The 22,223-nt window shown below is 72.3% G+C and carries 19 protein-coding genes; 3 read left to right on the top strand and 16 right to left on the bottom strand.

The window, feature by feature from the left end; all coding sequences use genetic code 11:
• The first annotated feature begins 164 nt into the window (after window positions 1-164).
• A complete protein-coding gene (gene adhP / locus H9623_RS01400) occupies window positions 165-1,196 on the top strand; it encodes an alcohol dehydrogenase AdhP (protein WP_193718282.1) in 1,032 nt (343 codons plus the stop codon).
• 376 nt (window positions 1,197-1,572) lie between these two features.
• A complete protein-coding gene (locus H9623_RS01395) occupies window positions 1,573-3,870 on the top strand; it encodes a DEAD/DEAH box helicase (protein ID WP_193718350.1) in 2,298 nt (765 codons plus the stop codon).
• 87 nt (window positions 3,871-3,957) lie between these two features.
• On the opposite strand, the gene hisD is transcribed toward H9623_RS01395, so the two are convergent.
• Complete coding sequence (hisD, locus tag H9623_RS01390; RefSeq protein ID WP_193718281.1) at window positions 3,958-5,283, bottom strand: histidinol dehydrogenase; 1,326 nt, start codon at window positions 5,281-5,283, stop codon at window positions 3,958-3,960.
• A gap of 93 nt (window positions 5,284-5,376) precedes the next feature.
• Between hisD and H9623_RS01385 the strand changes: the two genes are divergently transcribed.
• The gene (locus H9623_RS01385) at window positions 5,377-5,604 is read left to right on the top strand and encodes an RNA-binding S4 domain-containing protein (protein ID WP_193718280.1); all 228 of its coding nucleotides are present in this window, start codon (window positions 5,377-5,379) and stop codon (window positions 5,602-5,604) included.
• 57 nt (window positions 5,605-5,661) lie between these two features.
• Here the strand turns inward: H9623_RS01385 and H9623_RS01380 are convergent, their stop codons facing one another.
• The 15 genes from H9623_RS01380 to H9623_RS01310 form a co-directional block, all read right to left on the bottom strand.
• The gene (locus H9623_RS01380) at window positions 5,662-6,069 is read right to left on the bottom strand and encodes a pyridoxamine 5'-phosphate oxidase family protein (protein WP_193718279.1); all 408 of its coding nucleotides are present in this window, start codon (window positions 6,067-6,069) and stop codon (window positions 5,662-5,664) included.
• 92 nt (window positions 6,070-6,161) lie between these two features.
• A complete protein-coding gene (dnaE, locus tag H9623_RS01375) occupies window positions 6,162-9,719 on the bottom strand; it encodes a DNA polymerase III subunit alpha (RefSeq protein WP_193718278.1) in 3,558 nt (1,185 codons plus the stop codon).
• A gap of 145 nt (window positions 9,720-9,864) precedes the next feature.
• Entirely contained in the window at window positions 9,865-10,332 is a 468-nt protein-coding gene (locus tag H9623_RS01370; protein WP_193718277.1) for a GNAT family N-acetyltransferase, read from the bottom strand.
• A gap of 76 nt (window positions 10,333-10,408) precedes the next feature.
• The gene (locus H9623_RS01365) at window positions 10,409-11,347 is read right to left on the bottom strand and encodes an RluA family pseudouridine synthase (RefSeq protein WP_193718276.1); all 939 of its coding nucleotides are present in this window, start codon (window positions 11,345-11,347) and stop codon (window positions 10,409-10,411) included.
• Window positions 11,347-12,060, bottom strand: a complete 714-nt coding sequence (locus H9623_RS01360) for a signal peptidase II (protein WP_193718275.1) — start codon at window positions 12,058-12,060, stop codon at window positions 11,347-11,349. Before H9623_RS01360 ends, H9623_RS01365 begins: the two co-directional genes overlap by 1 nt.
• Before the next feature lie 117 nt (window positions 12,061-12,177).
• On the bottom strand, window positions 12,178-12,639 hold the full coding sequence (locus H9623_RS01355) for a TraR/DksA family transcriptional regulator (RefSeq protein WP_138824718.1): 462 nt from the start codon (window positions 12,637-12,639) through the stop codon (window positions 12,178-12,180).
• Window positions 12,640-12,799: 160 nt separating this feature from the next.
• Complete coding sequence (locus H9623_RS01350; protein ID WP_193718274.1) at window positions 12,800-13,456, bottom strand: DivIVA domain-containing protein; 657 nt, start codon at window positions 13,454-13,456, stop codon at window positions 12,800-12,802.
• Between the two features lie 147 nt (window positions 13,457-13,603).
• A complete protein-coding gene (locus H9623_RS01345; RefSeq protein ID WP_193718273.1) occupies window positions 13,604-13,894 on the bottom strand; it encodes a YggT family protein in 291 nt (96 codons plus the stop codon).
• 26 nt (window positions 13,895-13,920) lie between these two features.
• A complete protein-coding gene (locus tag H9623_RS01340; RefSeq protein WP_193718272.1) occupies window positions 13,921-14,406 on the bottom strand; it encodes a cell division protein SepF in 486 nt (161 codons plus the stop codon).
• A gap of 143 nt (window positions 14,407-14,549) precedes the next feature.
• Entirely contained in the window at window positions 14,550-15,335 is a 786-nt protein-coding gene (locus tag H9623_RS01335) for a polyphenol oxidase family protein (RefSeq protein WP_321575196.1), read from the bottom strand.
• Between the two features lie 4 nt (window positions 15,336-15,339).
• Window positions 15,340-16,650, bottom strand: coding sequence for a cell division protein FtsZ (gene ftsZ, locus H9623_RS01330; RefSeq protein ID WP_193718271.1), 1,311 nt, complete (start codon window positions 16,648-16,650; stop codon window positions 15,340-15,342).
• Between the two features lie 222 nt (window positions 16,651-16,872).
• Entirely contained in the window at window positions 16,873-17,766 is an 894-nt protein-coding gene (locus H9623_RS01325) for a cell division protein FtsQ/DivIB (RefSeq protein WP_193718270.1), read from the bottom strand.
• Window positions 17,767-17,963: 197 nt separating this feature from the next.
• Entirely contained in the window at window positions 17,964-19,460 is a 1,497-nt protein-coding gene (gene murC / locus H9623_RS01320) for a UDP-N-acetylmuramate--L-alanine ligase (protein WP_193718269.1), read from the bottom strand.
• Window positions 19,457-20,578, bottom strand: coding sequence for an undecaprenyldiphospho-muramoylpentapeptide beta-N-acetylglucosaminyltransferase (murG, locus tag H9623_RS01315; RefSeq protein ID WP_407671799.1), 1,122 nt, complete (start codon window positions 20,576-20,578; stop codon window positions 19,457-19,459). The genes murC and murG overlap by 4 nt, the downstream gene beginning before the upstream one ends.
• Window positions 20,579-20,698: 120 nt before the next feature.
• Window positions 20,699-22,135, bottom strand: coding sequence for an FtsW/RodA/SpoVE family cell cycle protein (locus tag H9623_RS01310; RefSeq protein ID WP_407671798.1), 1,437 nt, complete (start codon window positions 22,133-22,135; stop codon window positions 20,699-20,701).
• Between the last annotated feature and the right edge of the window lie 88 nt (window positions 22,136-22,223).

Raw genomic sequence — 22,223 nt, 5'->3', positions numbered from 1 at the left:
TAGTTTTCACAAAGCCTTCTCCCTTTCCGCCCCGTCCCCACCGAGCCCTCCGACGCGGTCTCGGCTACGGTCGAAGAGCCGGACATCCTCGGACGCGCCGCGCGTCCCGTCGGCCCGTCGACCACGGGGCGACCCACCCCGGTGTCCGCTCCTGGAGGAGAGTCATGAGCACCATGAAGGCAGCCGTCGTCCACACGTTCGCCCAGCCGCTCACGATCGACGACGTCGAGGTCCCCACCCCCGGACCGCTCGAGGCGCTGGTCAAGGTCGACTACACGGGCGTGTGCCACACCGACCTGCACGCCGCCCACGGCGACTGGCCCGTCAAGCCCTCCCCGCCGTTCGTCCCGGGCCACGAGGGCGTCGGGACCGTCGTCGCCGTCGGCGACCAGGTCACGCGCGTCAAGGTCGGCGACAAGGTCGGCAACGCCTGGCTGTGGAGCGCGTGCGGCGAGTGCGAGTACTGCGAGACGGGCTGGGAGACCCTCTGCCCGCACCAGAAGAACGGCGGCTACTCGGTCGACGGCTCGTTCGGCCAGTACATGCTCGTCGACTCCCGCTACGCACCGATCATCCCGGACGGCGTCGAGGACTCGGCCGTCGGCCCCATCCTGTGCGCGGGCGTCACGGTCTACAAGGGCCTCAAGATGACCGACACCAAGCCCGGCGAGTGGGTCCTGATCTCCGGCATCGGCGGCCTGGGGCACATCGCCGTCCAGTACGCCGTCGCGATGGGCCGTCGCGTCGCGGCCGTGGACGTCGACGACGAGAAGCTCGCCCTGGCCCGCAAGCACGGTGCCGAGGTCACGGTCAACGCCGCCACCTCGGCCGACGCCGCGGCGGAGATCCAGGAGAAGACCGGGGGCGGCGTGCACGGCGCCCTCGTGACCGCGGTCAACGCCCACGCGTTCCCCCAGGCCGTCGGCGCGCTGCGCCGCGGCGGAACGGTCTCGCTCGTGGGCCTGCCCCCCGAGAAGTTCCCGCTCGACATCTTCACGACCGTCCTGTTCGGCCTCACGGTCCGCGGCTCGATCGTCGGGACCCGCAAGGACATGGCCGAGGCCCTGGACTTCTTCGCGCGCGGCAAGGTCACCCCGACCTACACCGTGCGGCCGCTGAGCGACATCAACGACATCTTCAGCGAGATGGAGCAGGGCAAGATCGACGGGCGCGTCGTCATGGACATGCACTCCTGACCAGCCCCCGAGCGGCCCGTGGCAGACCCCGAGGCCCGGTGCGAGCGACGGACTCCCGTCGGACGCACCGGGCCGGGCCTGTGCACGACCACGCGCTGTCCCACCCAGCGCCTACGATCGCTGGGTGACCTCGTTCCCTCGTGACCAGCGCGACCCGTACGCCGACCTCCCGCCCGACTTCGCGTCGGAGCCCCCCGCCGACCTGTACGACGAGCCCCCGGTCCCCGACGACGCGGGCCCCCGCACCCGGGCCGTGGCAGGGCGTGCACCGGCCCCCACCGCGCCGTCCCCGGCGGCGACGGGCACCGCTCCCCCGGTGGACGCCGCGCCAGACGCCGCCGCGGCCGCCGACGCCGCCCGCCTCGCCAAGGTCGCCATGCTGCGCGGTCTGCTCGAGGGCAAGGACCTGCGCGAGGAGGCCGAGACCGCGCTGCGCAGGCTCGTCGGACGCGAGGACGCCGCGCTGCGCGACGACCAGTGGCTCGCGATCGAGGCCCTGGTCGCGTTCCGGCGCAGGGCACTCGTGGTCCAGCGCACGGGGTGGGGCAAGTCGGCCGTGTACTTCGTCGCGACCTCGCTGCTCCGCTCGCGGGGCGCGGGCCCCACGGTCATCGTCTCGCCGCTCCTGGCCCTGATGCGCGACCAGATCTCCGCCGCCGCCCGCGCCGGGATCCGCGCCGTGACGATCAACTCCTCGAACATGACCGAGTGGGACGAGGTGCACGCAGCGATCGCCGCCGGCGAGGTCGACGTGCTGCTGTGCTCGCCCGAACGGCTCAACAACCCCGGTTTCCGCGACGAGGTCCTGCCCCGCCTCGCGGCCGACGCAGGCCTCGTCGTGATCGACGAGGCGCACTGCATCTCCGACTGGGGACACGACTTCCGGCCCGACTACCGCCGCATCCGCACCCTGCTCGCGGACCTGCCCCCGGGCATCCCCGTGCTCGCCACGACCGCGACCGCGAACGAGCGCGTGACCGCGGACGTCGCGGAGCAGCTCGGGGTCACGGGCGCGGCGGTCGCCGCCGCGGCAGGCGCCGCCGCGGCAGGCGGCGCGGCGGCCGCGGGGATCCCGGGCGGCCCGCGCGAGGACGTGCTGGTGCTGCGCGGCGGTCTCGACCGCGAGTCGCTCCACCTGGCCGTCCTGAACCTGCCGGACCAGCCGAGCCGCATCGCGTGGCTCGCCGAGACCCTCCAGGACGTCGACGGCTCGGGGATCGTCTACTGCCTCACGGTCTCGGCCGCCGAGCAGGTCGCGAGCCAGCTCCGCGCGACGGGCCTCGCGGTGGCCGCCTACACGGGCCAGACCGACACGACCGAGCGCGAGCAGCTCGAGGCGGACCTCAAGGAGAACCGCGTCAAGGCCCTCGTCGCGACCTCGGCGCTGGGCATGGGCTTCGACAAGCCGGACCTCGCGTTCGTCGTGCACCTGGGCGCGCCGTCCTCGCCCATCGCGTACTACCAGCAGGTCGGGCGTGCGGGTCGTGGCGTCGACAGCGCGGTCGTGGTCCTGCTGCCGGGCGAGGAGGACCGCCGCATCTGGGAGTACTTCGGTTCGCTCGCGTTCCCCGCCGAGCGCCAGGTCCGCGAGACGCTCGCGGCCCTCGAGGCCGGGGGCGGCACGCAGTCGGTCGCCGCCCTCGAGACGCAGGTCGACCTCAAGCGCTCGCGCCTGGAGACCATGCTCAAGGTCCTCGACGTCGACGGCGCGGTGCGCCGCGTCAAGGGAGGCTGGATCTCGACCGGCAAGCCCTGGGAGTACGACGCCGACCGCTACGCGCGCGTCGAGCAGACCCGGCTCGCCGAGCAGAAGGCCATGCTCGACTACGAAGCGACGACAGGCTGCCGCATGGCGTTCCTGCGTGCGACGCTCGACGACCCCGAGCTCGAGCCCGGCTGGAGGTGCGGGCGCTGCGACCGGTGCGGCGGCGTGGACCTGCCCGCGGCCCCGGACGCCGAGGCCGTGTCCGCAGCCCGCGCGGACATGGACCGCCCGGGCGTCGAGGTCGTCGCCCGGCGCCAGTGGCCCACGGGCCTCGACCGCATGGGCCTCGACCTCAAGGGGCGCCTGTCCCCCGAGGAGCTCGCGTCCCCGGGACGCGCCGTCGCCCGCCTCGACGGGCTCGGCTGGTCAGGTCCGCTCCGCGAGCTCTTCGCGCCCGGCGTGCCCGACGGCGAGACACCCGTCGCCCTGCGCCGCGCGGCCGCGCGCGTGCTCGACGAGTGGGACGCGCTGTACGCGACGGCTCCCGCCGACGGCGTGGCCGACGGGGCCGCCCCCGCGGTGGACGAGGGCACCGAGGCGGCACCCGAGCGACGGCTGCTGCTCGACGGCGTGGTGTCGGTCCGGTCCGCGACACGTCCCCACCTGGTCCAGCACCTGGCCGGTGGGCTCGCCCGCTACCTCGACCGCCCCTTCGTCGGGTCGGTCGGCCCCGTGCCCGGTCGGGAGCAGCCCGGCCGTCACGACGTGAACTCCGCCATGCGCCTGGCCGGGGTCGTCGAACGCCTGCAGCTCGAGCTGTCCGGCCCCGCCCAGGCAGGGCTCGCGGGACGACGGATCCTCCTGGTCGACGACTACACCGACTCAGGTTGGACCCTGACGGTCGCCGCACGACTGCTGCGCCAGGCAGGTGCGGCCGTGGTCCACCCGTTCGTGCTCGGGGTTCGCTGACCCCGGTCCACGACGCACGAGAGCGGGGCGGGACCGGGGACTGATCCCTGGTCCCGCCCCGCTCGTGCAGTCAGCGCCGCCAGCCTGCTACTGGAAGCGTGCCCTGATCGCCTCGCCGTGCGCGGGCAGGTCCTCGTCGTTGGCGACGGCCACGATCCGGTCCGCCAGCTCCTCGAGGGCGTCGGCCGTGTACTCGACGACCTGGACCGCCCGCAGGAAGCTGTGCACCCCCAGGCCGCTCGAGTAGTGGGCGCAGCCGCCGGTCGGCAGGACGTGGTTGGACCCTGCCATGTAGTCGCCCAGCGGGACGGGCGAGTACGGACCGACGAAGATCGCACCCGCGCTCTGGACCCGCTCGGCGAGCGCGGCGGCGTCGGCGGTCTGGATCTCGAGGTGCTCGGCGCCGTAGGCGTCCACGACGTCGAGCCCCTGCTCCAGGTCGTCGACCACGATGATCGCGGACTGCGGCCCGGACAGCGCCTGGGCCACGCGGGCCGCGTGCTTGGTCTCCGGCACCAGGTCGACCAGTCGGGCGTCGACCCTGGCCGCGAGCTCGACCGACGGCGTCACGAGGACCGCCGCGGCGTCCGGCGTGTGCTCGCCCTGGCTGATGAGGTCGAGCGCGACGTGCGTGGGGTCGGCGTCGCCGTCCGCGAGGATCGCGATCTCCGTGGGGCCGGCCTCGGAGTCGATCCCGACGACGCCCCGCACGAGCCGCTTGGCCGCGGCGACGTAGATGTTCCCCGGCCCCGTGATGACGTCCACGGGCTCGCACAGGTAGTCGCCGTCCTGCGGCTCGCTGCCCGCGGCCCCGTACGCGAACATGGCGATCGCCTGGGCGCCCCCGACCGCGTAGACCTCCTCGACGCCCAGCAGCGCGCACGCCGCGAGGATCGTGGGGTGCGGCAGGCCGTCGTTCTCGCGCTGCGGCGGCGAGGCCACCGCGAGCTCGCGCACCCCGGCCTCCTGCGCCGCGACGACGCTCATGATGACCGAGGACGGGTAGACCGCGATCCCGCCGGGCACGTACAGCCCCACGCGGCGGACCGGGATCCAGCGCTGTCGGACCTGTGCCCCGGGGCCCAGGTCGACCGCGAACGGCTGCGGGCGCTGGGCCGCGTGCACGGTCCGCACCCGGCGGATCGCCTCCTCGAGCCCCTCGCGCACGAGCGGGTCGAGCGACTCGAGCGCGGCGGTGAGGTGCTCGGCCGGGACCCGCAGGTGGACCGGACGGACGCCGTCGAACCGCTCGGAGAGGTCCCGCAGCGCCGAGGCGCCGTGCAGACGGACGTCGTGCAGGATCGGGGCGACCTTCTCCGCGGCGTCCTCGACGCCGATCTCCGGACGCGGCAGGATCTCCGTGAGCTCACGGGGAGACAGGGAACGACCACGCAGGTCGATGCGATTGATCACCGCCCCATCGTAGGCCGCACCCCGTGCAGGACTCCACGCGATTCAGCAGGTGGTCGGTTCTCCGGCACGTGCCGGACGCGAGAGAATGGCCTCATGACCACGACACCCACGGTGGAGATCACCGACGACGTCATCCGCCTCGGCCAGTTCCTCAAGCTCGCGAGCCTCGTCGAGTCCGGCGCGCACGCCCGCGACCTCATCTCCGAGGGAGAGGTCAAGGTCAACGGCGAGGTCGACACCCGTCGCGGCCGCCAGCTCCACAAGGGCGACGTCGTGACGGTCGACGTCCCGACCGGGCAGATCGGTGCGGTCGTCGGCTGAGGCCCCGTGCACGGGCGGGTCCGCGCACCCGCGCGACGCGCCCGTGCGACCGGCGCGTCAGAACGCCATGTAGCTCGAGCTCATGACCTTGTCGGCGACGATCCGCAGGACCACGCGGCGCGGGTTGACACGCGGCTCCTTGTAGCGCTTGGTGTAGCGGCGCACGGCCTCGGCGACCTCGTCGGGGTCGCGGGAGACCGAGACGGTGCCCTCGAGCGTGATCCACCGCCCGCCCTCGACCTGGCAGACCGCCGCGCGCGGGTGCTCACCGGCGGGCGTGAGGCGCCCGGCGTTGAGCGCCTTGACCGACGTGTCGTTCGTGGTGATGCGCACGACCCCGGCCTCGGGGTCCCACGTGAAGCCCACCGGGACGACGTGCGGGCTGCCGTCCTCGCGGAGGGTCGTCAGGGTCGCCAGGTGGCGCTCGGTCACGAACACGCGCTGCTCAGGGGTCAGGTGGATCACGTCGGCGAGTCTACGTCGGCCCCGTGCCGACGAGGCTCGGCCCAGGACGGACCGGCCCACGAGGACCGGGCCGTCCTGTGCCGGGCGTCCGGTCAGACCGTGAGGCAGGACGGACCGAGCAGCGCCTTGAGGTCCCCGTACAGCGCGGGGCTCTTCGTCACCCGCAACGTGTCCTCGAGCCGCATGACCTTGGTCCGGCCGGGGCTCGTGAGCTTGAGGTGGACCTCGGTCACGCCCGGGTGCGTCGAGAGGATCTCGCGCAGCTTCTCGACCACGGGCTGGGTGCAGCGCGACTCGGGCAGGCTCACGAGCACGGGTGTGTCGGCGACCGCCGAGATGTCGGGGAGCGAGACCTCCATGGCCTGGAGCTGCATGGTCTCGTCACGGCGCCGCACGCGCCCGCGGAGCACCACGACCTGGTCCTCGGCGAGGATCGTCGAGTACGCCAGGTAGGTCTCGCCGAAGAACATGACCTCGACACCACCCTCGAGGTCCTCGATCGTGACCGCCGCCCACGGGTTGCCGTTCTTGCTCATCTTGCGCTGGAGCGAGGTGATGAGCCCGGCGATCACGACGGTCGACCCGTCCGGGCGGGCCTCGTCGGCCATGAGCGCCGCGATCGAGGTGTCGGCCGCGCGCGTCAGGACGTGCTCGAGCCCCGACAGCGGGTGGTCGGACACGTACAGGCCCAGCATCTCGCGCTCGAACGCGAGGCGCTGCTTCTTGTCCCAGTCCGGGATGTCCGGCACGTCGACGCTGAAGGACATCGCGGGGTCCTCGCCCCCCAGGTCCGCGAAGAGGTCGAACTGGCCCTTGGCCTCCTCGCGCTTGACGCTGATGACCGAGTCGACGGCCTGCTCGTGGACCACGAGCAGCGCGCGTCGCGCGTGGTCGAGCGAGTCGAACGCCCCTGCCTTGATGAGCGACTCGATGGTGCGCTTGTTGCAGACCACCGCTGGCACCTTGTCGAGGAAGTCGGTGAAGGACGCGAACGTCCCCTTCTCCTCGCGCGTCGCGACGATCGCGTCCACGACGTTGGCGCCCACGTTGCGCACCGCGGTCAGGCCGAAGCGGATGTCCTTGCCGACGGCCGTGAAGTTCGCCGACGACGAGTTGACGTCCGGCGGGAGCACCGTGATGCCCATGCGACGGCACTCGTTGAGGTAGAGCGCCGACTTGTCCTTGTCGTCGCGCACGCTCGTGAGCAGCGCGGCCATGTACTCGGTCGGGTAGTTGGCCTTGAGGTACGCGGTCCAGTAGGAGACCACCCCGTACGCCGCGGAGTGCGCCTTGTTGAACGCGTAGTCGGAGAACGGCAGCAGGATGTCCCACAGCGTCTTGACCGCGGCCATGGAGAAGCCGCGCTCCTTCATGCCGTTCGAGAAGCCCTCGAACTGCTTGTCCAGCTCGGACTTCTTCTTCTTGCCCATCGCGCGGCGCAGGATGTCGGCCTGGCCGAGGGAGTACCCGGCGACCTTCTGCGCGATGGCCATGACCTGCTCCTGGTACACGATCAGGCCGTAGGTCGTGCCGAGGATCTCCGCGAGCGGCTCCTCGAGCTCGGGGTGGATGGGAGTGACCTCCTGCATCCCGTTCTTGCGCAGCGCGTAGTTGGTGTGCGAGTTGGCGCCCATGGGGCCGGGGCGGTACAGCGCGCCCACGGCCGAGATGTCCTCGAAGTTGTCGGGGCGCATGAGCTTGAGCAGGGTCCGCATGCCGCCGCCGTCGAGCTGGAACACGCCCAGGGTGTCGCCGCGGCCCAGGAGCTCGTACGTCTTGGGGTCGTCGAGCGTCAGCGTCTCGAGGACGACGGGGTCCTTGCCGTTCATCACGATGTTCTCGAGAGCGTCGTCGAGGATCGTGAGGTTGCGCAGGCCCAGGAAGTCCATCTTGATCAGGCCGAGGCCCTCGCAGGTGGGGTAGTCGAACTGCGTGATGACCGCGCCGTCCTGGAGGCGGCGCATGATCGGGATGATGTCGATGAGCGGCTCGCTCGACATGATGACGCCGGCCGCGTGCACGCCCCACTGGCGCTTCAGGCCCTCGATGCCCTTGGCGAGCTCGACGACGCGCTGCGCGTCGGGGTCCGCGGCGTGGATCTGCCGGAACTCGTCGGCCTCGTTGTACCGCTTGTCGTCGGGGTTGAAGATGCCCGTGAGGGAGATGTCCTTGCCCATGATCGCGGGCGGCATGGCCTTGGTGAGCTTCTCGCCCATCGCGAACGGGAAGCCCAGGAGACGCGAGGAGTCCTTGAGCGCCTGCTTGGCCTTGATGGTGCCGTACGTCACGATCTGGGCGACACGGTCCTCGCCGTACTTCTCGGTGACGTACCGGATGACCTCACCGCGACGACGCTCGTCGAAGTCGACGTCGAAGTCGGGCATGGACACGCGGTCCGGGTTGAGGAAGCGCTCGAAGATCAGGCCGTGCTGCAGCGGGTCGAGGTCCGTGATGCGCATGGCGTAGGCCGCCATGGAGCCCGCTCCGGAACCACGGCCCGGGCCCACGCGGATGCCGTTGTCCTTGGCCCAGTTGATGAAGTCGGCGACCACGAGGAAGTACCCCGGGAAGCCCATCTGGACGATGACCTGGGTCTCGTACTCGGCCTGCTTGCGCACGGCGTCCGTGATGCCGTCGGGGTAGCGGTAGTGCAGGCCCTTCTCGACCTCCTTGATGAACCAGGAGGTCTCGTCCTCGCCCGGGGGGCAGGGGTAGTTGGGCATGTAGTTGGCGGACGTGTCGAAGCTGACCTCGCACCGCTCGGCGATGAGCAGCGTGTTGTCGCAGGCCTCGGGCAGCTCTTTCCAGATGTGCCGCATCTCGGCGGCGGACTTCACGTAGTAGCCGTCGCCGTCGAACTTGAAGCGGTCGGGGTCCGCGAGCGTGGAGCCGGAGTTGATGCACAGCAGCGCCTCCTGGGAGTGGCTGTCCTCCTTCTTCACGTAGTGCAGGTCGTTGGTCGCGACCAGGGGGGCGCCGATCGTCTCCGAGAGCCGCAGCAGGTCCTTGATGACCCGGCGTTCGATGTCGAGACCGTGGTCCATGAGCTCGACGTAGAAGTTCTCCTTGCCGAACACGTCCTGGAGCTCGCCGGCGGCCTGCACGGCCGCGTCCCACTGGCCGAGCCGCAGCTTGGTCTGGATCTCGCCCGACGGGCAGCCCGAGGACGCGATCATGCCCTTGCCGTAGCGCTCGAGCAGGTCGCGGTCCATGCGCGGCCACTTGCCCATCTGACCGTCGAGCGACGCGAGCGAGCTGGCCCGGAAGAGGTTGTGCAGGCCCTCGTTGTTGCGGGCCCACATCGTCAGGTGCGTGTACGCACCGCGGGCCGAGACGTCGTCGGACTCCTGGCCCTTCTCGCCGAACCGCACGCGCGTCTGGTCGAACCGGCTGGTGCCGGGCGTGACGTACGCCTCGACGCCGATGATGGGCTTGATGCCGGCCTGGGTCGCCTTGGACCAGAAGTCGAAGGCCCCGAAGATGTAGCCGTGGTCCGTGGTCGCGATGGCCTTCTGCCCCAGGCGCGCGGTCTCCTCGAAGAGGTCTCCGAGCCGCGCGGCACCGTCCAGCATCGAGTACTCGGTGTGGACGTGCAGGTGGACGAAGTCGTCGGACTTCTGGGTGCTTCCGGGGGCGACGGCAGACGGCATGCGTCGAGTCTAGATCGAGCCACCGACCCTCCCGGCGTGTCGGCTCCCGGTACCGGCGTGGGACTCGTCTCACGCGGACCGACGGCGCCGCTCCCCCTCGACGCGGACCTCGCCCGCGCGTCACCAGGGGGTGGCTGCGCCCCGCTCAGTCGTCCGTGGTGAGCGTCCTGGCGGCGTCCCGGTGGTCGATGCCCGCGTCCGGGTACACGGGCCCGTACACCTCGTAGCCCAGGCGCTCGTAGAAGCCCGTGGCCTGGGTCTGCGCGCTGAGCTCGATCCGGACCGTGCCCGCCGCGGCGTGCTCGGCGACCGCGATCTCCTCGAGCGCACGCATCACGGCGGCTCCCGCGCCGCTCCCCCGCGCGTCGCGGGCCACCGCGACGCGTCCGACGTGCACCTCGCCCGGGTGGGCCGGGTCGGTCAGCAGCCGTCCCGTGCCCACGGCGCGTCCCGCGTCGTCCCGCACCAGGACGTGCGTGGTGCTGGGCGCGAAGTCGGCGTCGTCGATCTCCTCGGCGAGCGGCACCTGCTGCTCGTCCACGAAGACCTCGAGGCGCAGCGCGTGCGCCTCCGTGAGCTGCTCGGGCGTGGTGACCCGCTCGGTCGTCAGCACGTGCGTTCCTTCCGTCGGGCGGCACGGGCGGCGCGCCCGCCGCCGTCCCGCAGGTCCTCGACCGGCCGACCGGTCCTCAGGAGTACGCCCCGCGCACGACCTCGAGCGCGCGCGCCAGGTCCTCGGGGTACTCGCTCGTGACCTGCGTCCACTGCCCCGTCGCCGGGTGCTCGAACCCGAGCTGCACCGCGTGCAGCCACTGGCGAGTCAGCCCCACCTTCTTGGCCAGCACGGGATCCGCCCCGTACGTGAGGTCGCCCACGCACGGGTGGCGAAGTGCCGAGAAGTGCACCCGGATCTGGTGCGTGCGCCCGGTCTCGAGGTGGACCTCGACGAGCGAGGCCGCGGGGAGCATCTCGAGGACCTCGTAGTGGGTCACCGACGGCTTGCCCTCCGCCGTCACCGCGAACTTGTAGTCGGCCGAGGGGTGACGCCCGATGGGCGCGTCGATCGTGCCCGTCGTCGGCTCGGGGTGCCCCTGGACGAGCGCGTGGTAGACCTTCTCGACCGTGCGCTCCTTGAAGGCGCGCTTGAGCACCGAGTACGCGAGCTCGCTCTTGGCGACGACCATGAGTCCCGAGGTCCCGACGTCGAGCCTGTGCACGATGCCCTGGCGCTCGGCCGCCCCGGACGTGGAGATGCGGTACCCCGCCGCGATCAGGGCGCCGACGACCGTCGGTCCCGTCCAGCCCGGCGAGGGGTGCGCCGCGACTCCGACGGGCTTGTCGATCACCACGACGTCGTCGTCGTCGTACACGATCTTCATGCCCGGTACGGGCTCGGCGACGATCTGCGGGGTCGACGCCTCGGGCTCGTCGGGGATCTCGACCTCGAGCCACGCCCCGGCGACCAGCCGGTCGGACTTGCCGACCTCGCGCCCGTCGACGCGCACGCCACCGGCGGCCGCGACCTCCGCGGCCCGCGTGCGGGACAGGCCGAGCAGCCGCGCGAGCGCGGCGTCGACGCGCTCGCCCGCCAGGCCGTCGGGCACGGGCAGAGAACGGACCTGGCCCATCAGGACTCCGTCCCGGTGGGCGGTGCGGTCGGGCTGGTCGTGCCGGGACCCTTCGGGTCTGGGTCGCCCGGTGCGACGTCAGGCGTCGCGTCCGACGGCGCGGCCTCCACCACGTCCTTGTCCGTGTCCGCGTGCCGCTGACCGTCGATGCCGATCCCCAGGATCGACAGGATCGCGATCATGACGGCCGCCGCGACGATCGCGATGTCCGCGACGTTGCCCACGAAGAAGCCCGCGTAGTCGATGAAGTCGACCACGTGTCCCTGACCGAAGCTCGGCTCCTTGAAGAGCCGGTCGATGAGGTTGCCGATCGCGCCGCCCAGGAGCAGGCCGAGCGCGACGGCCCAGCCGCGCGAGCCGATCTTGCGCGTGATCCGCAGGATGACCACGACGACACCGACCACGATGATGGTCAGCAGCCACGTGAACCCGGACCCGATCGAGAGGGCGGCCCCGTCGTTGTACAGCAGGCGCAGCTGGAGCAGCGTGCCGAGCACGGGGACGGGCGCCTGGTCGGCGAGGGTGGCCTCGGCCCAGTACTTGGAGGCCTGGTCGACCAGGATCACGAGGAGCGTGAGCCCGGCGACCCACGCCAGGAGGTGGCGACGGGGCGCGCCGGCGGACGGCGCGGCCGAGGAGGCCGCGGATCCCGTGCCTGCCCCGTCCGAGCGGTCGGCGGGCACGGGTGGCTGTGGCGAAGGTGTAGTGGACATCGGCCGCAAGTCTGCCATGCCCGGTCGCGCGGGAACGATCTCGCTCGGTCCCGCCCGACGCGGACGGCCGCCGCCCCCGTGGGGACGGCGGCCGTCGTGTGCTGCCGGTACGCCAGGTCAGCGGCGCTCCTCGCGCTGCTTCGCCTCGACCGAGAGGTTCGCCCGCGGGTAGGCCTGCAGGCGCGCCTTGCCGATCGGGAGACCCGTGGCCTCGCACGTCGCGTAGGTGCCGGCGGCGATGCGGTCGAGCGCGTGCTTGGTCTGCTCGAGCAGGTCACGCATGTTGTTGACGAGCGTGAGCTCCTGCTCGCGCTCGAGCGCGCTGGAACCGGAGTCGGCCTGGTCGTCGCCCGCTCCGTCGCCCGAGTTGCGCAGCAGCTCGGAGAGCTCCTGGTCCGCCTCGGTGAGCTCGCGCTCGAGGCGCTCGCGCTCCTCCAGCAGGGTCGCTGCCTGCTCCTCCGCCTCCTTGAGCGTCCACGGCTCCTCGCCGTCACGCACGGGGAAGGACTTGACGTCGCGAGCTAGGTTCGGGAACTGCTGTCGTACGACCGCGCGCGTCGCGGTGCTGAGCTTGGTCATGTCGCCCCTCCGGTTCGAGTTGCGGTGAGAGTAGACGCCGCCCGCCGGTACGCACAACGCACCACGCCGGACGGGCCGGAGTGGTGCGTCGCGACGGACCGACGGACGGCGGACCCTGTGGCCCGCACGCCTGGTGGTCGTCTGCCAGGTGGCAGGTGGACTAGATACCCGTGCTCAGGTCGCTCGAGCGACCGGCGCCGGCGCTGCTGCGAGGGGGAAGCGCGCTCCCCCGGTTGTCGAGGTCCCCCATGAGGTTCTGCAGGTAGCTCTTGAGACGCGTGCGGTAGTCCCGCTCGAAGAGACGGAGCTCGTCGATCTTGCGCTCGAGGAGCGAACGCTCCTGCTCGAGCTGCGAGAGCGTGCGGTGCGAGGTCTCCTCGGCCTCCTGCACGATCCGGGTGCCCTCCTCCTTCGCTTCCGCGATGAGGCGGTCGCCCTCCTGCTGGCCCGAGCGCACGTAGTCGTCGTGCAGCTTCTGCGCGAGCTGGAGCATGCCCGTGGCGGACTCCGGCTCGGCGTTCAGCTTGCCGGTGACCGCGGCCGAGATCGGCGCGACGGGAGCGGGCTCCGGGGTGGCGGGCACGTCGACCACGGCAGGCTTGGACGGCGCCGAGGCGTCGGCCCGGCTGAGCTCGGCGACACGTCGCTCCGCTGCGGCCAGCTTGGTCTTGAGGTCGTCGTTCTCCTCCTGCACGGAGTTGAGCGTCCTCACCACCTCGTCCAGGAAGTCATCGACCTCTTCGACGTCGTATCCCTCGCGGAACTTCGTCGCGGAGAACTTCTTGTTCAGGATGTCCTCTGCTGTCAGCAGTGCCATCGTCTCACCTCAATGCGTTTGCGCCGTCAGACCGGGCGATCTCGAGATCGCCACGGTCCAAAGTAGCGGAGTTTGTCAGCGGAAGCGGACTCCGACCGGGGCCCCAGCGGGGAGCACCGGCGACGAGCACGCCGTGTTGTCGGGTTTCTACCTGTTTATCGAGCCGAAGATCTGTGCAGCGAACAAGACTGCGAGAAAGAGCACGATGAAGCCGAGGTCGATCCGCACCTGACCGAGGGTCAGAGGCGGGATCACCTTGCGCAGTGCGCGCAGCGGCGGGTCGGTCAGGGTGTAGATGGTCTCCGCGAGCACGAGCATCACGCCCCGCGGGCGCCAGTCGCGTGCGAAGACCTGCACCCAGTCGAAGACCACGCGGCCGATGAGCACGATCAGGTAGAGACCGAGGACGAATGCCAGCAGATCGAAGACGAAATTCACAGGGTCAACTGTGCCAGAGTCCGCGGTCAGCTCTGGTTGAAGAAGCCGGCCCGGTTCACAGGAGGCTCGGGTGCCTGCTCCTCACCGGTGATCTCGACGTGCTCGGGCGAGAGCAGGAAGACCTTGTTGGTCACCCGCTCGATGGCTCCGTGCAGGCCGAAGATGAGCCCGGCGGAGAAGTCGACCAGGCGCTTGGCGTCCGCGTCGTCCATGTCGGAGAGGTTCATGATGACCGGTGTGCCGCCGCGGAAGGCCTCCCCGATGACGCGCGCGTCGTTGTAGGAGCGCGGGTGCACGGTCGTGATCCGGCGGAGCTCGGCTGCTGACATGCTGGTCTGGGGTACCTCTCGTGGGGCGACCGTCCTGTGCAACGGGGTCACCTGAGCCTGGTAGTCGGTCGGCACGTCGGCCCCCAAGTCGTCGTACTCGTCGATGAACTCTTCCTGCTCGCCCTCGCCTCGATCATCAGCGAGGCCCAGGTAAAGCATGGTCTTGCGAAGTGCTCCGGCCATCGCCCTCTCTCCGTCCTCATGTCGACTGCTGGTTCCGTGCTTTGCACGCTAACCCAGCCCCGGACACGCGCGGGATGCGACACGCCCAGGAGGCGAGAACGAGCACCGGGGTGAGAAACGGCTCGCCGCGCCCCGTCCGCCCGTCACCCGAGTGCGACGACTCCCGCGAACCGGCCCGTGACCAGGCCCTGGGCGCTCGCTCGACGGTGCGAGCAGAAGCGCTCGTCCTCCAGGGTGCAGATCCCCGTGACGACGACCTGCTCCACCCCCCCGGCGCGCAGCTCTGCGACGACCCCCGCGGGCAGGTCGAGCGCGGGGGTGCCCCAGCTCGTGGTCGACGCCGTGCCGGGACGCGCCGCGTCGACCTCGTCGCGCATCCGGGCGGGCACCTCGTAGCAGCGGCCGCACGCGGACGGCCCGACGACGGCGCGCACCCGGTCGGCGCGCGCGCCACAGCCCAGGAGCGCCTCGAGCGCCGCACCGACGACCCCCTCGACCAGCCCCTGCCGACCGGCGTGCGCGACACCGACGACCCTCGCCTCGGGGTCCGCGAGCAGGACGGGCACGCAGTCCGCGACCAGGACGCCCAGCCCGAGGCCCGGCTCGGCCGTCACGAGCGCGTCGTACTCGCCGCACGTGTCGGCGCCCACCGCCCGCTCGCTCCGCGCCACCCGGTCCTCCCCGGACAGCACGCGCACCCCCGCACCGTGCACCTGCGTCGCGAAGACGAGCGGCGCGCCGAGCCACCTGCCGACGGACTCGCGGTGGGCGAGGACGCGCTCGGGTGCGTCGCCGACGCCCAGCCCGAGGTTGAGCCCCGACCAGGGGGCCGGGGACGAACCTCCGGCAGCGCCCGTGAACGCAGCACGCACCCCCGGACCGAGGTCGACCTCGAGAACCGGGGGTGCGGGCGGTGCAGGATCGAGCACGGGGCTACTTGAGGAAGTCGGGGACGTCGAGGTCCTCGATCTTGCGGCGGACGGGCTCCTCGTCGTAGAGACGCGGGACCTCGACCTGGGCCGACCGCTCCGCCGCGACCTGCTCGGCGTTGTGGTTCTCCTCGGTCGGGACGACGCTGAAGGTCGGGATGGGCGCGTAGCCCGCCGAGACCGTCGCGGCGCCGCCACCGAAGGTGACCGGCACGTCGTCGGGCTCCGAGGCGATCGGGACGAGCGGACGCGGGAGCGTGTGGCTGCCCGTCGTGGCCGGGACCGCAGCGGGCGGCGCGGGCGCGGCCGGGACCGCGGGAGCACCCGCGACCTGACCCAGCGCGCGGGCGTCCTTGCGGACCTGGGGCGTGCCGCCGTCGAACCCGGCCGCGATCACGGTCACGCGGACCTCGTCGCCGAGGGCGTCGTCGATCACGGCACCGAAGATGATGTTCGCCTCGGTGTGCGCGGCCTCGTGGACCAGCCGTGCCGCCTCGTTGATCTCGAAGAGCCCGAGGTCGGACCCACCCTGGATCGAGAGCAGCACACCGTGCGCACCGTCGATGCTGGCCTCGAGCAGCGGCGAGGAGATCGCGAGCTCGGCCGCCTGGACGGCCCGGTCCTCGCCCCGTGCGGAGCCGATGCCCATGAGCGCGCTGCCCGCGCCCTGCATGACGGACTTCACGTCGGCGAAGTCGAGGTTGATGAGACCCGGCGTCGTGATGAGGTCGGTGATGCCCTGGACACCCGAGAGCAGGACCTGGTCGGCCGAGTGGAACGCGTCGAGGGCCGACACGTTGCGGTCGGACATCGACAGGAGCCGGTCGTTCGGGATGACGATCAGGGTGTCGACCTCGTTGCGCAGGGCCTCGATCCCCTGGTCGGCCTGGACCGACCGACGGCGTCCCTCGAACGTGAAGGGGCGCGTGACGACACCGACGGTCAGCGCACCCAACGACCGGGCGATGCGTGCGACCACGGGCGCGCCACCGGTCCCGGTGCCACCGCCCTCGCCCGCCGTGACGAAGACCATGTCGGCGCCCCGCAGGACGTCCTCGATCTCCTCGGCGTGGTCCTCGGCGGCCTTCTTGCCGACCTCCGGGTCCGCGCCGGCACCGAGCCCGCGCGTGAGCTCGCGCCCGACGTCGAGCTTGACGTCGGCGTCGGACATCAGCAACGCCTGCGCGTCGGTGTTGATGGCGATGAACTCGACGCCCTTGAGACCGACCTCGATCATCCGGTTGACGGCGTTCACGCCACCACCGCCGATGCCGACCACCTTGATCACTGCTAGGTAGTTCTGCGGAGTTGCCACGTCAATGCCTCTCGATCCTGTAGCCCTCAACCTTCACCCTCAACTAGAGGGTTATAGTTATGTCAGGTTGTGCTGTGTCGACGGTAGGTGCCCGCCCCTGCCGTATCAACGACCCGCCCGCGCGTGTCGGCGAAAACCTGTGCCATGGCCCACGTCACACCCTGCCGGGCGCGACCTGGACGCCTCCGAAGACCCCGGACGCGCCCCGCGCGCACGCGCGCCTCACTGCGTGATCGGCATCGTGGGCGCCGACACGTCGAAGAGCCTCACGCCCTGGTTGTCGGGCAGCGCCCGCAGGGCCTGGAGCACCTTGACCTTGAGCGCCGCGTCCTCCTCGTTGCCCCACTCGACCACCGCGCCGTCACGCAACGTCATCTCGACCGCGTCCTGGGTCTGGGCCGTGACCTCCGCGACCTCGGCCCGCAGCTCGGGCGGCAGCACGTTGAGCACGATGCGGGCCGCCCGCAAGGACCGTGCCCCCTGCTCGTCGAGCGTCACGCCGATCTCCGGCAGCCCGTCCGGCACGGCATCGACCGTCGCCACCCGCACGCCGTCGCGGTCGAGCAGCGCGAAACGCCCCTCGTCCGGGACCGCGGCCACGGGCTCCCTCGACTCGAGGGTCACCGTCAGGCCGTCGGGCCAGGCCCGGAGGATCTGCACGTCACGCACACCGTTGAGCCCGAGGATCTCGTCGCGCAGGCCGATCGTGTCCACCCGGGGCAAGGGCACCCCCGCGGCCCCCGAGACGACCCCCTGGACCTGCGCGAGGTCGATCACCGTCCCCTCCCCCGTGATCGAGACCTTCGCCGGGTCCGTCCCGAGCACGGGAGAGAACATCACGACCCACACCCCCGCCACGACCACGGCCACGGCCGCGGACCAGGCCAGGATCCGGGTCCGGAGCCGGTGCCGACGCATCGCGGCCTTCTCCGCGAGCCGATCGGCCATCCCGGTCGAGACCACCCGGTCGACGGGTCGGGCCCCCCGACCCACGCCCTGCGGCCGGACGAGCGGCAGCGGCCCCGTCGACGACGGCTCGCGCGTCGCCCCCTGGGCCGGGCGGGCGTCGCCGGCCGGCACCAGCTCGCTCCCCCGGAGCACGAGCGGCTGCGTCACGGTCTCGTCGTCAGCGACCGGGACCGCGGCGCGACCGGCTCTCGGCACAGCCCCGCCGCCGTCCGTCGCTCCCGACCGCTCCCCAGGACGACCGGACGCCCCCGGCCCTGGCCCCGGCCCCGGCCCCGGCTGAGCGGGACCGGCAGGACGGGCGGACGGCCGGGGGGCCGCCGGTCGAGGGCGCGACGGTGGGCGCATCAGTCCTCGGCCTCCCCGGTGGGCCTCGGGACGTCGCGCGCGGCGAGCTCCTCGAGGACCACCGCGCCGAGCTCGGTCACGTCACCGGCCCCCACCGTCAGCAGCAGGTCACCGGGACGCGCCACGGCGGCCAGCTCGCGCGCGGCGACGACCCGGTCCTCGACGCCCCTGGCCGCGCCCTCCGGCATCAGGTCCACGATCGTCCACGACCCCGTGCTGGGGTCGAGGTCCTCGCGGGCCGCGTAGACGCCCGTGACGACCACCTCGTCCGCGAGTGCCAGCGCGTCGGCGAACTCCTGCGCGAACGATCGCGTCCGCGAGTACAGGTGCGGCTGGAACAGGACCAGCACGCGCCCCCCGGCGGCCACGGGGCGCGCCGCGGTCAGCAGCGCCGCGACCTCGGTCGGGTGGTGCGCGTAGTCGTCGACGACCCGCACGCCCCCCGCCTCGCCCCGGGCCTCGAACCGTCGGCCGGTCCCCAGGAACTCACCGACACCCGTCACCGCCTCCTCGACGCCCACACCCAGCAGGACCGCGGTCGCGACCGCTGCCGCCGCGTTGAGCGCGTTGTGCGCACCGGGGACCTGCAGGCGCAGGTCGAGCGTCCCGGCCCCGGGCAGGCCCTCCGGCGCACCGGTGGGCCCGTCCGGACCACCGGCCACGGTGAGGCGCGCGGCGACCCCCGCGACGCCGTCGGGCCGGACGTCCTGCAGGAGCACGTCGCTGCCCGGCGACGTGCCGTACGTGACGACCCTGCCGCCCGCCGCACGGTGCGCGTCCGCGAGGGCGCGCGCCCCCGGGTCGTCCTGGCACGCGACCAGCCAACCGTCCGGCGCGATGCGCCGCGCGAAGTCGACGAACGCCCGCTCGAACGCCTCGCGCGAACCGTAGTGGTCCAGGTGGTCGGGCTCGACGTTCAGCACGACCGCGATCGTCGGCGCGTAGTTGAGGAACGAACCGTCGGACTCGTCGGCCTCGGCGACCACGACGTCGCCGGAACCCAGGTGGCCCCCGGGGATCGCACCGTCGCTCGTGATGACCGAGCCGCCGATCGCGAACGACGGGTCCAGACCGGCCGCCCGCAGGGTCGTCGCGACCATGGCCGACGTCGTGGTCTTGCCGTGCGCGCCCGCGACCGCGACCGACCGCCCCAGCGCCATGAGCGCGGCGAGCGCCTCCGAGCGGTGCAGCACGCGCAGGCCCGCGGCCCGCGCCGCGACCAGCTCCGGGTTGTCGGGTCGCACCGCGCTCGAGAGCACGAGCGTGTCCGCGCCCTCGACGTTGCCGGCGTCATGCCCCACGTGGACCGCGACGCCGTCGGCGCGCAGCGCCTCGACCACCGCGCTGTCCCTGGCGTCCGACCCCTGCACGCGCACGCCGCGCGCGGCGAGCAACCGGGCCACCACCGACATGCCCGCACCGCCGATCCCCACGAGGTGGACCGTGCCGAGCTCCTCGAGCGTCGGCGGCGTCGCGAGACCGTCCTGCCCCGTCATCGGACGACCCCCGCGGCCTTCTCGACCAGGTCCGCGACCCGGGCCGCCGCGTCCGGGAGCCCGGCCCGCGACGCGAGCGCCGCCATGGTGCGCAGCCGGTCCGCGTCCGTCACGAGCGCCGGCACGTTCGCGGCCACCCACTGCGAGGTGAACGCCTCGTCGTCGACCAGGATCCCGCCCCCCGCCCGTACCAGCGGGGCCGCGTTCAGCCGCTGCTCACCGTTCCCGATGGGCAGGGGGACGTACACCGCGGGGATCCCCAGCGCGGCGAGCTCGCTGACCGTCCCCGCCCCCGATCGGCAGACCACCAGGTCAGCGACCGCGTAGGCGAGGTGCATCTCCGACAGGTACTCGCGCACGTCGTAGCCGGGGAGCCCCGCCACGGCCGCCCGCACCGCGTCCGCCTTGCCCTTGCCCGTCAGGTGCAGCACCTGCGCACCGGTCGCGAGGACCTCGCGCGCCGCGCCCGACATCGCCTCGTTGAGGCTCTGCGCACCGAGCGACCCGCCCGTGACGACCACGGTGGGCCGTGCGGGGTCCAGGCCCAGCGACGACGCCGCGTTGGCCCGGACCGTCGGGCCGTCGACCCCGCGGTCGCGGACCAGGTCGGCGATCTCCCACCGCAGCGGCAGGCCCGTGACGACCCCGCCCTTGAGCGGCGTCCCCTCGAACGTGAGCGCGACGTACCTCGCCCACCGGGCACCCGCCCGGTTGGCGAGACCGGGCCGGGCGTTCTGCTCGTGGATCACGATGGGCACGCCGCGGCGGTTCGCCGCGATGTACGCGGGCGTCGAGACGTACCCGCCGAACCCCACCACGACCTCCGCCCGGGTCTCGTCGATCACCGCACCCGCGGCGTCGACCGCCGCCTTGAGCTTGCCCGGCAGCGCGACCCACTCGCCGCTCGGACGCCGCGGCATCGGCACCTTGGGCACGAACCGCAGCGGGTAGCCGCGCGCGGGCACCAGGTCCGCCTCGAGGCCGCTCTCCGTCCCGAGCACGGTCACGACCGCCTCGGGGTTGCGTGCGCGCAGCTCGTCCGCGACCGCGAGGAGCGGGTTGACGTGCCCCGCCGTCCCGCCGCCTGCGAGCACCACCGAGCCGACTGAAGAGCTCACCACGTACCTGTCACCTGTCCTTGCTGTCGCTGATGTCCGTCCCGGAGAGGTCCGGGACCTGAGAGTAGCCGCGCCGGGCGCACCGGTCGTCCGCCCGCGGGGCGCGGGCCCGCGTGCCCGTCACCGGGTCTGGGGCCGGCGACGTCGTGGAAGGGCTCGCCGCCCCGTGTGCCCGACGACGGCGAGCGACCTGCGCACCACGCTCCCCCGCGCGCTGAGCGCCTCGCGGGCACCGGGCTCGTCCCGCGCGAACGAGATCACGACGCCCAGGGCCGCCATGGTCGTGATGAGGGCCGACCCGCCCGAGGAGACCAGCGGCAGCGGGACCCCGATCACGGGGACCAGCCCGATCACGACCCCGATGTTGATCAGGGCCTGGCCCACGATCCAGCAGGCGATGCCGGCGGTCGTGATCTTGACGAACGGGTCCGGGTGGCGACGGATGACACGGCTCATCGCGAGCCCCAGCACCGCGAACAGCGCGAGGACCAGGAGCGTGCCGAGCAGACCGAGCTCCTCGCCGATGACCCCGAAGATGAAGTCGTTGTGCGCCTCCGGCAGGTAGCTCCACTTCTCGCGGCTCGCGCCGAGCCCCACACCACCGAGCCCACCCGTCCCCAGGGCCCACAGGCCGTGGATCGTCTGGTAGCACTCGGTCGTCCCCGCGTTCGCGTCGGCCGTGTCGCACACCCCGGAGTACATGGCGAAGAAGCGGTTCATGCGGTTCGACCCTTCCTGGAGGGCCACGAACCCGATCCCGACGACCGCCGCCGACACGACCCCTGCCAGGGCCAGCAGCTTCCAGTCGACCCCGGCGACGAGGAACGCCCCCGCGACCAGGATCAGGAGGACGAGCATGGTCCCCAGGTCGTGCCCCGCCACGACCAGCCCCATCACGAGCAGGGCCCCTGGCACGGCCGGCACGATCGCGTGCTTCCACGAGCCCAGCAGTCGCTGCTTGCGCCCGAGGACCAGACCGAGCCAGACCGCGAGCGCGAGCTTGGCAGGCTCGGAGGGCTGGACCATGAACGACCCGAAGTTGAGCCAGTTGAGGTTTCCGCCCACCGCGTACCCGAGCGGGCTGAAGATCAGCGCCTGCAGCGCGACCGCGACCACCAGGAGGGGCCAGGCGGCGTGGCGGTAGAACCCGGGGGGCAACCTGCTCGCGACGAGCAGCACAGGCAGTCCCATGAGCGCGAACTGGGCCTGTGTCCAGAAGGCCTTGTACGGGGAGTTCCCGGCGGCGATCTCCGTGACCGCCGAGCTCGAGAGCACCATGACGAGGCCGATGATCGCGAGCAGCGTCGTCGCCCCGACCAGGAGGTAGTAGCTCGTCACGGCGCTGTTCCACTGGCCGAGCCAGTCGCGCTCCTCGACACCCGAGGTCTTGGTGCCCGCAGGACGACGGGTGCGCGGCTTCCTCGGGCCGGGGGTGGCGCCCTTGCGGGCACCGGGGATCCCGCCCGCAGCCGTGCTGGTCGGCCGCTTGCCCGACGCGCTCGTCGAGGCACCGGCAGCGCGCGGCGTGCCCGAGGACGGGCCGGCCGCAGGCTTCACGGACCGCGCCCGGGAGTCGTCCTGGGCGCCCTTCGTCCTCGCCGGGTTCCGAGGCGCCGTCCTGGCCGGACGGGCGTCCCCCTCGCCC

Source organism: Oerskovia douganii, assembly GCF_015142735.1.
In the GTDB taxonomy this organism is placed as follows: domain Bacteria; phylum Actinomycetota; class Actinomycetes; order Actinomycetales; family Cellulomonadaceae; genus Oerskovia; species Oerskovia douganii.
Note: the sequence above shows the minus strand (reverse complement) of the source record. Positions and strands in the feature narration are given on the sequence as shown.

Excerpts from the sequence above, each read along its gene's own strand:
- adhP (WP_193718282.1), top strand. The coding sequence starts at position 165 with ATGAGCACCATGAAGGCAGCCGTCGTCCACACGTTCGCCCAGCCGCTC.
- H9623_RS01395 (WP_193718350.1), top strand. The coding sequence starts at position 1,573 with ATGCTGCGCGGTCTGCTCGAGGGCAAGGACCTGCGCGAGGAGGCCGAG.
- H9623_RS01385 (WP_193718280.1), top strand. The coding sequence starts at position 5,377 with ATGACCACGACACCCACGGTGGAGATCACCGACGACGTCATCCGCCTC.
- dnaE (WP_193718278.1), bottom strand. The coding sequence starts at position 9,719 with ATGCCGTCTGCCGTCGCCCCCGGAAGCACCCAGAAGTCCGACGACTTC.
- H9623_RS01365 (WP_193718276.1), bottom strand. The coding sequence starts at position 11,347 with ATGGGCCAGGTCCGTTCTCTGCCCGTGCCCGACGGCCTGGCGGGCGAG.
- H9623_RS01360 (WP_193718275.1), bottom strand. The coding sequence starts at position 12,060 with ATGTCCACTACACCTTCGCCACAGCCACCCGTGCCCGCCGACCGCTCG.
- H9623_RS01355 (WP_138824718.1), bottom strand. The coding sequence starts at position 12,639 with ATGACCAAGCTCAGCACCGCGACGCGCGCGGTCGTACGACAGCAGTTC.
- H9623_RS01350 (WP_193718274.1), bottom strand. The coding sequence starts at position 13,456 with ATGGCACTGCTGACAGCAGAGGACATCCTGAACAAGAAGTTCTCCGCG.
- H9623_RS01340 (WP_193718272.1), bottom strand. The coding sequence starts at position 14,406 with ATGGCCGGAGCACTTCGCAAGACCATGCTTTACCTGGGCCTCGCTGAT.
- murC (WP_193718269.1), bottom strand. The coding sequence starts at position 19,460 with ATGACGGGGCAGGACGGTCTCGCGACGCCGCCGACGCTCGAGGAGCTC.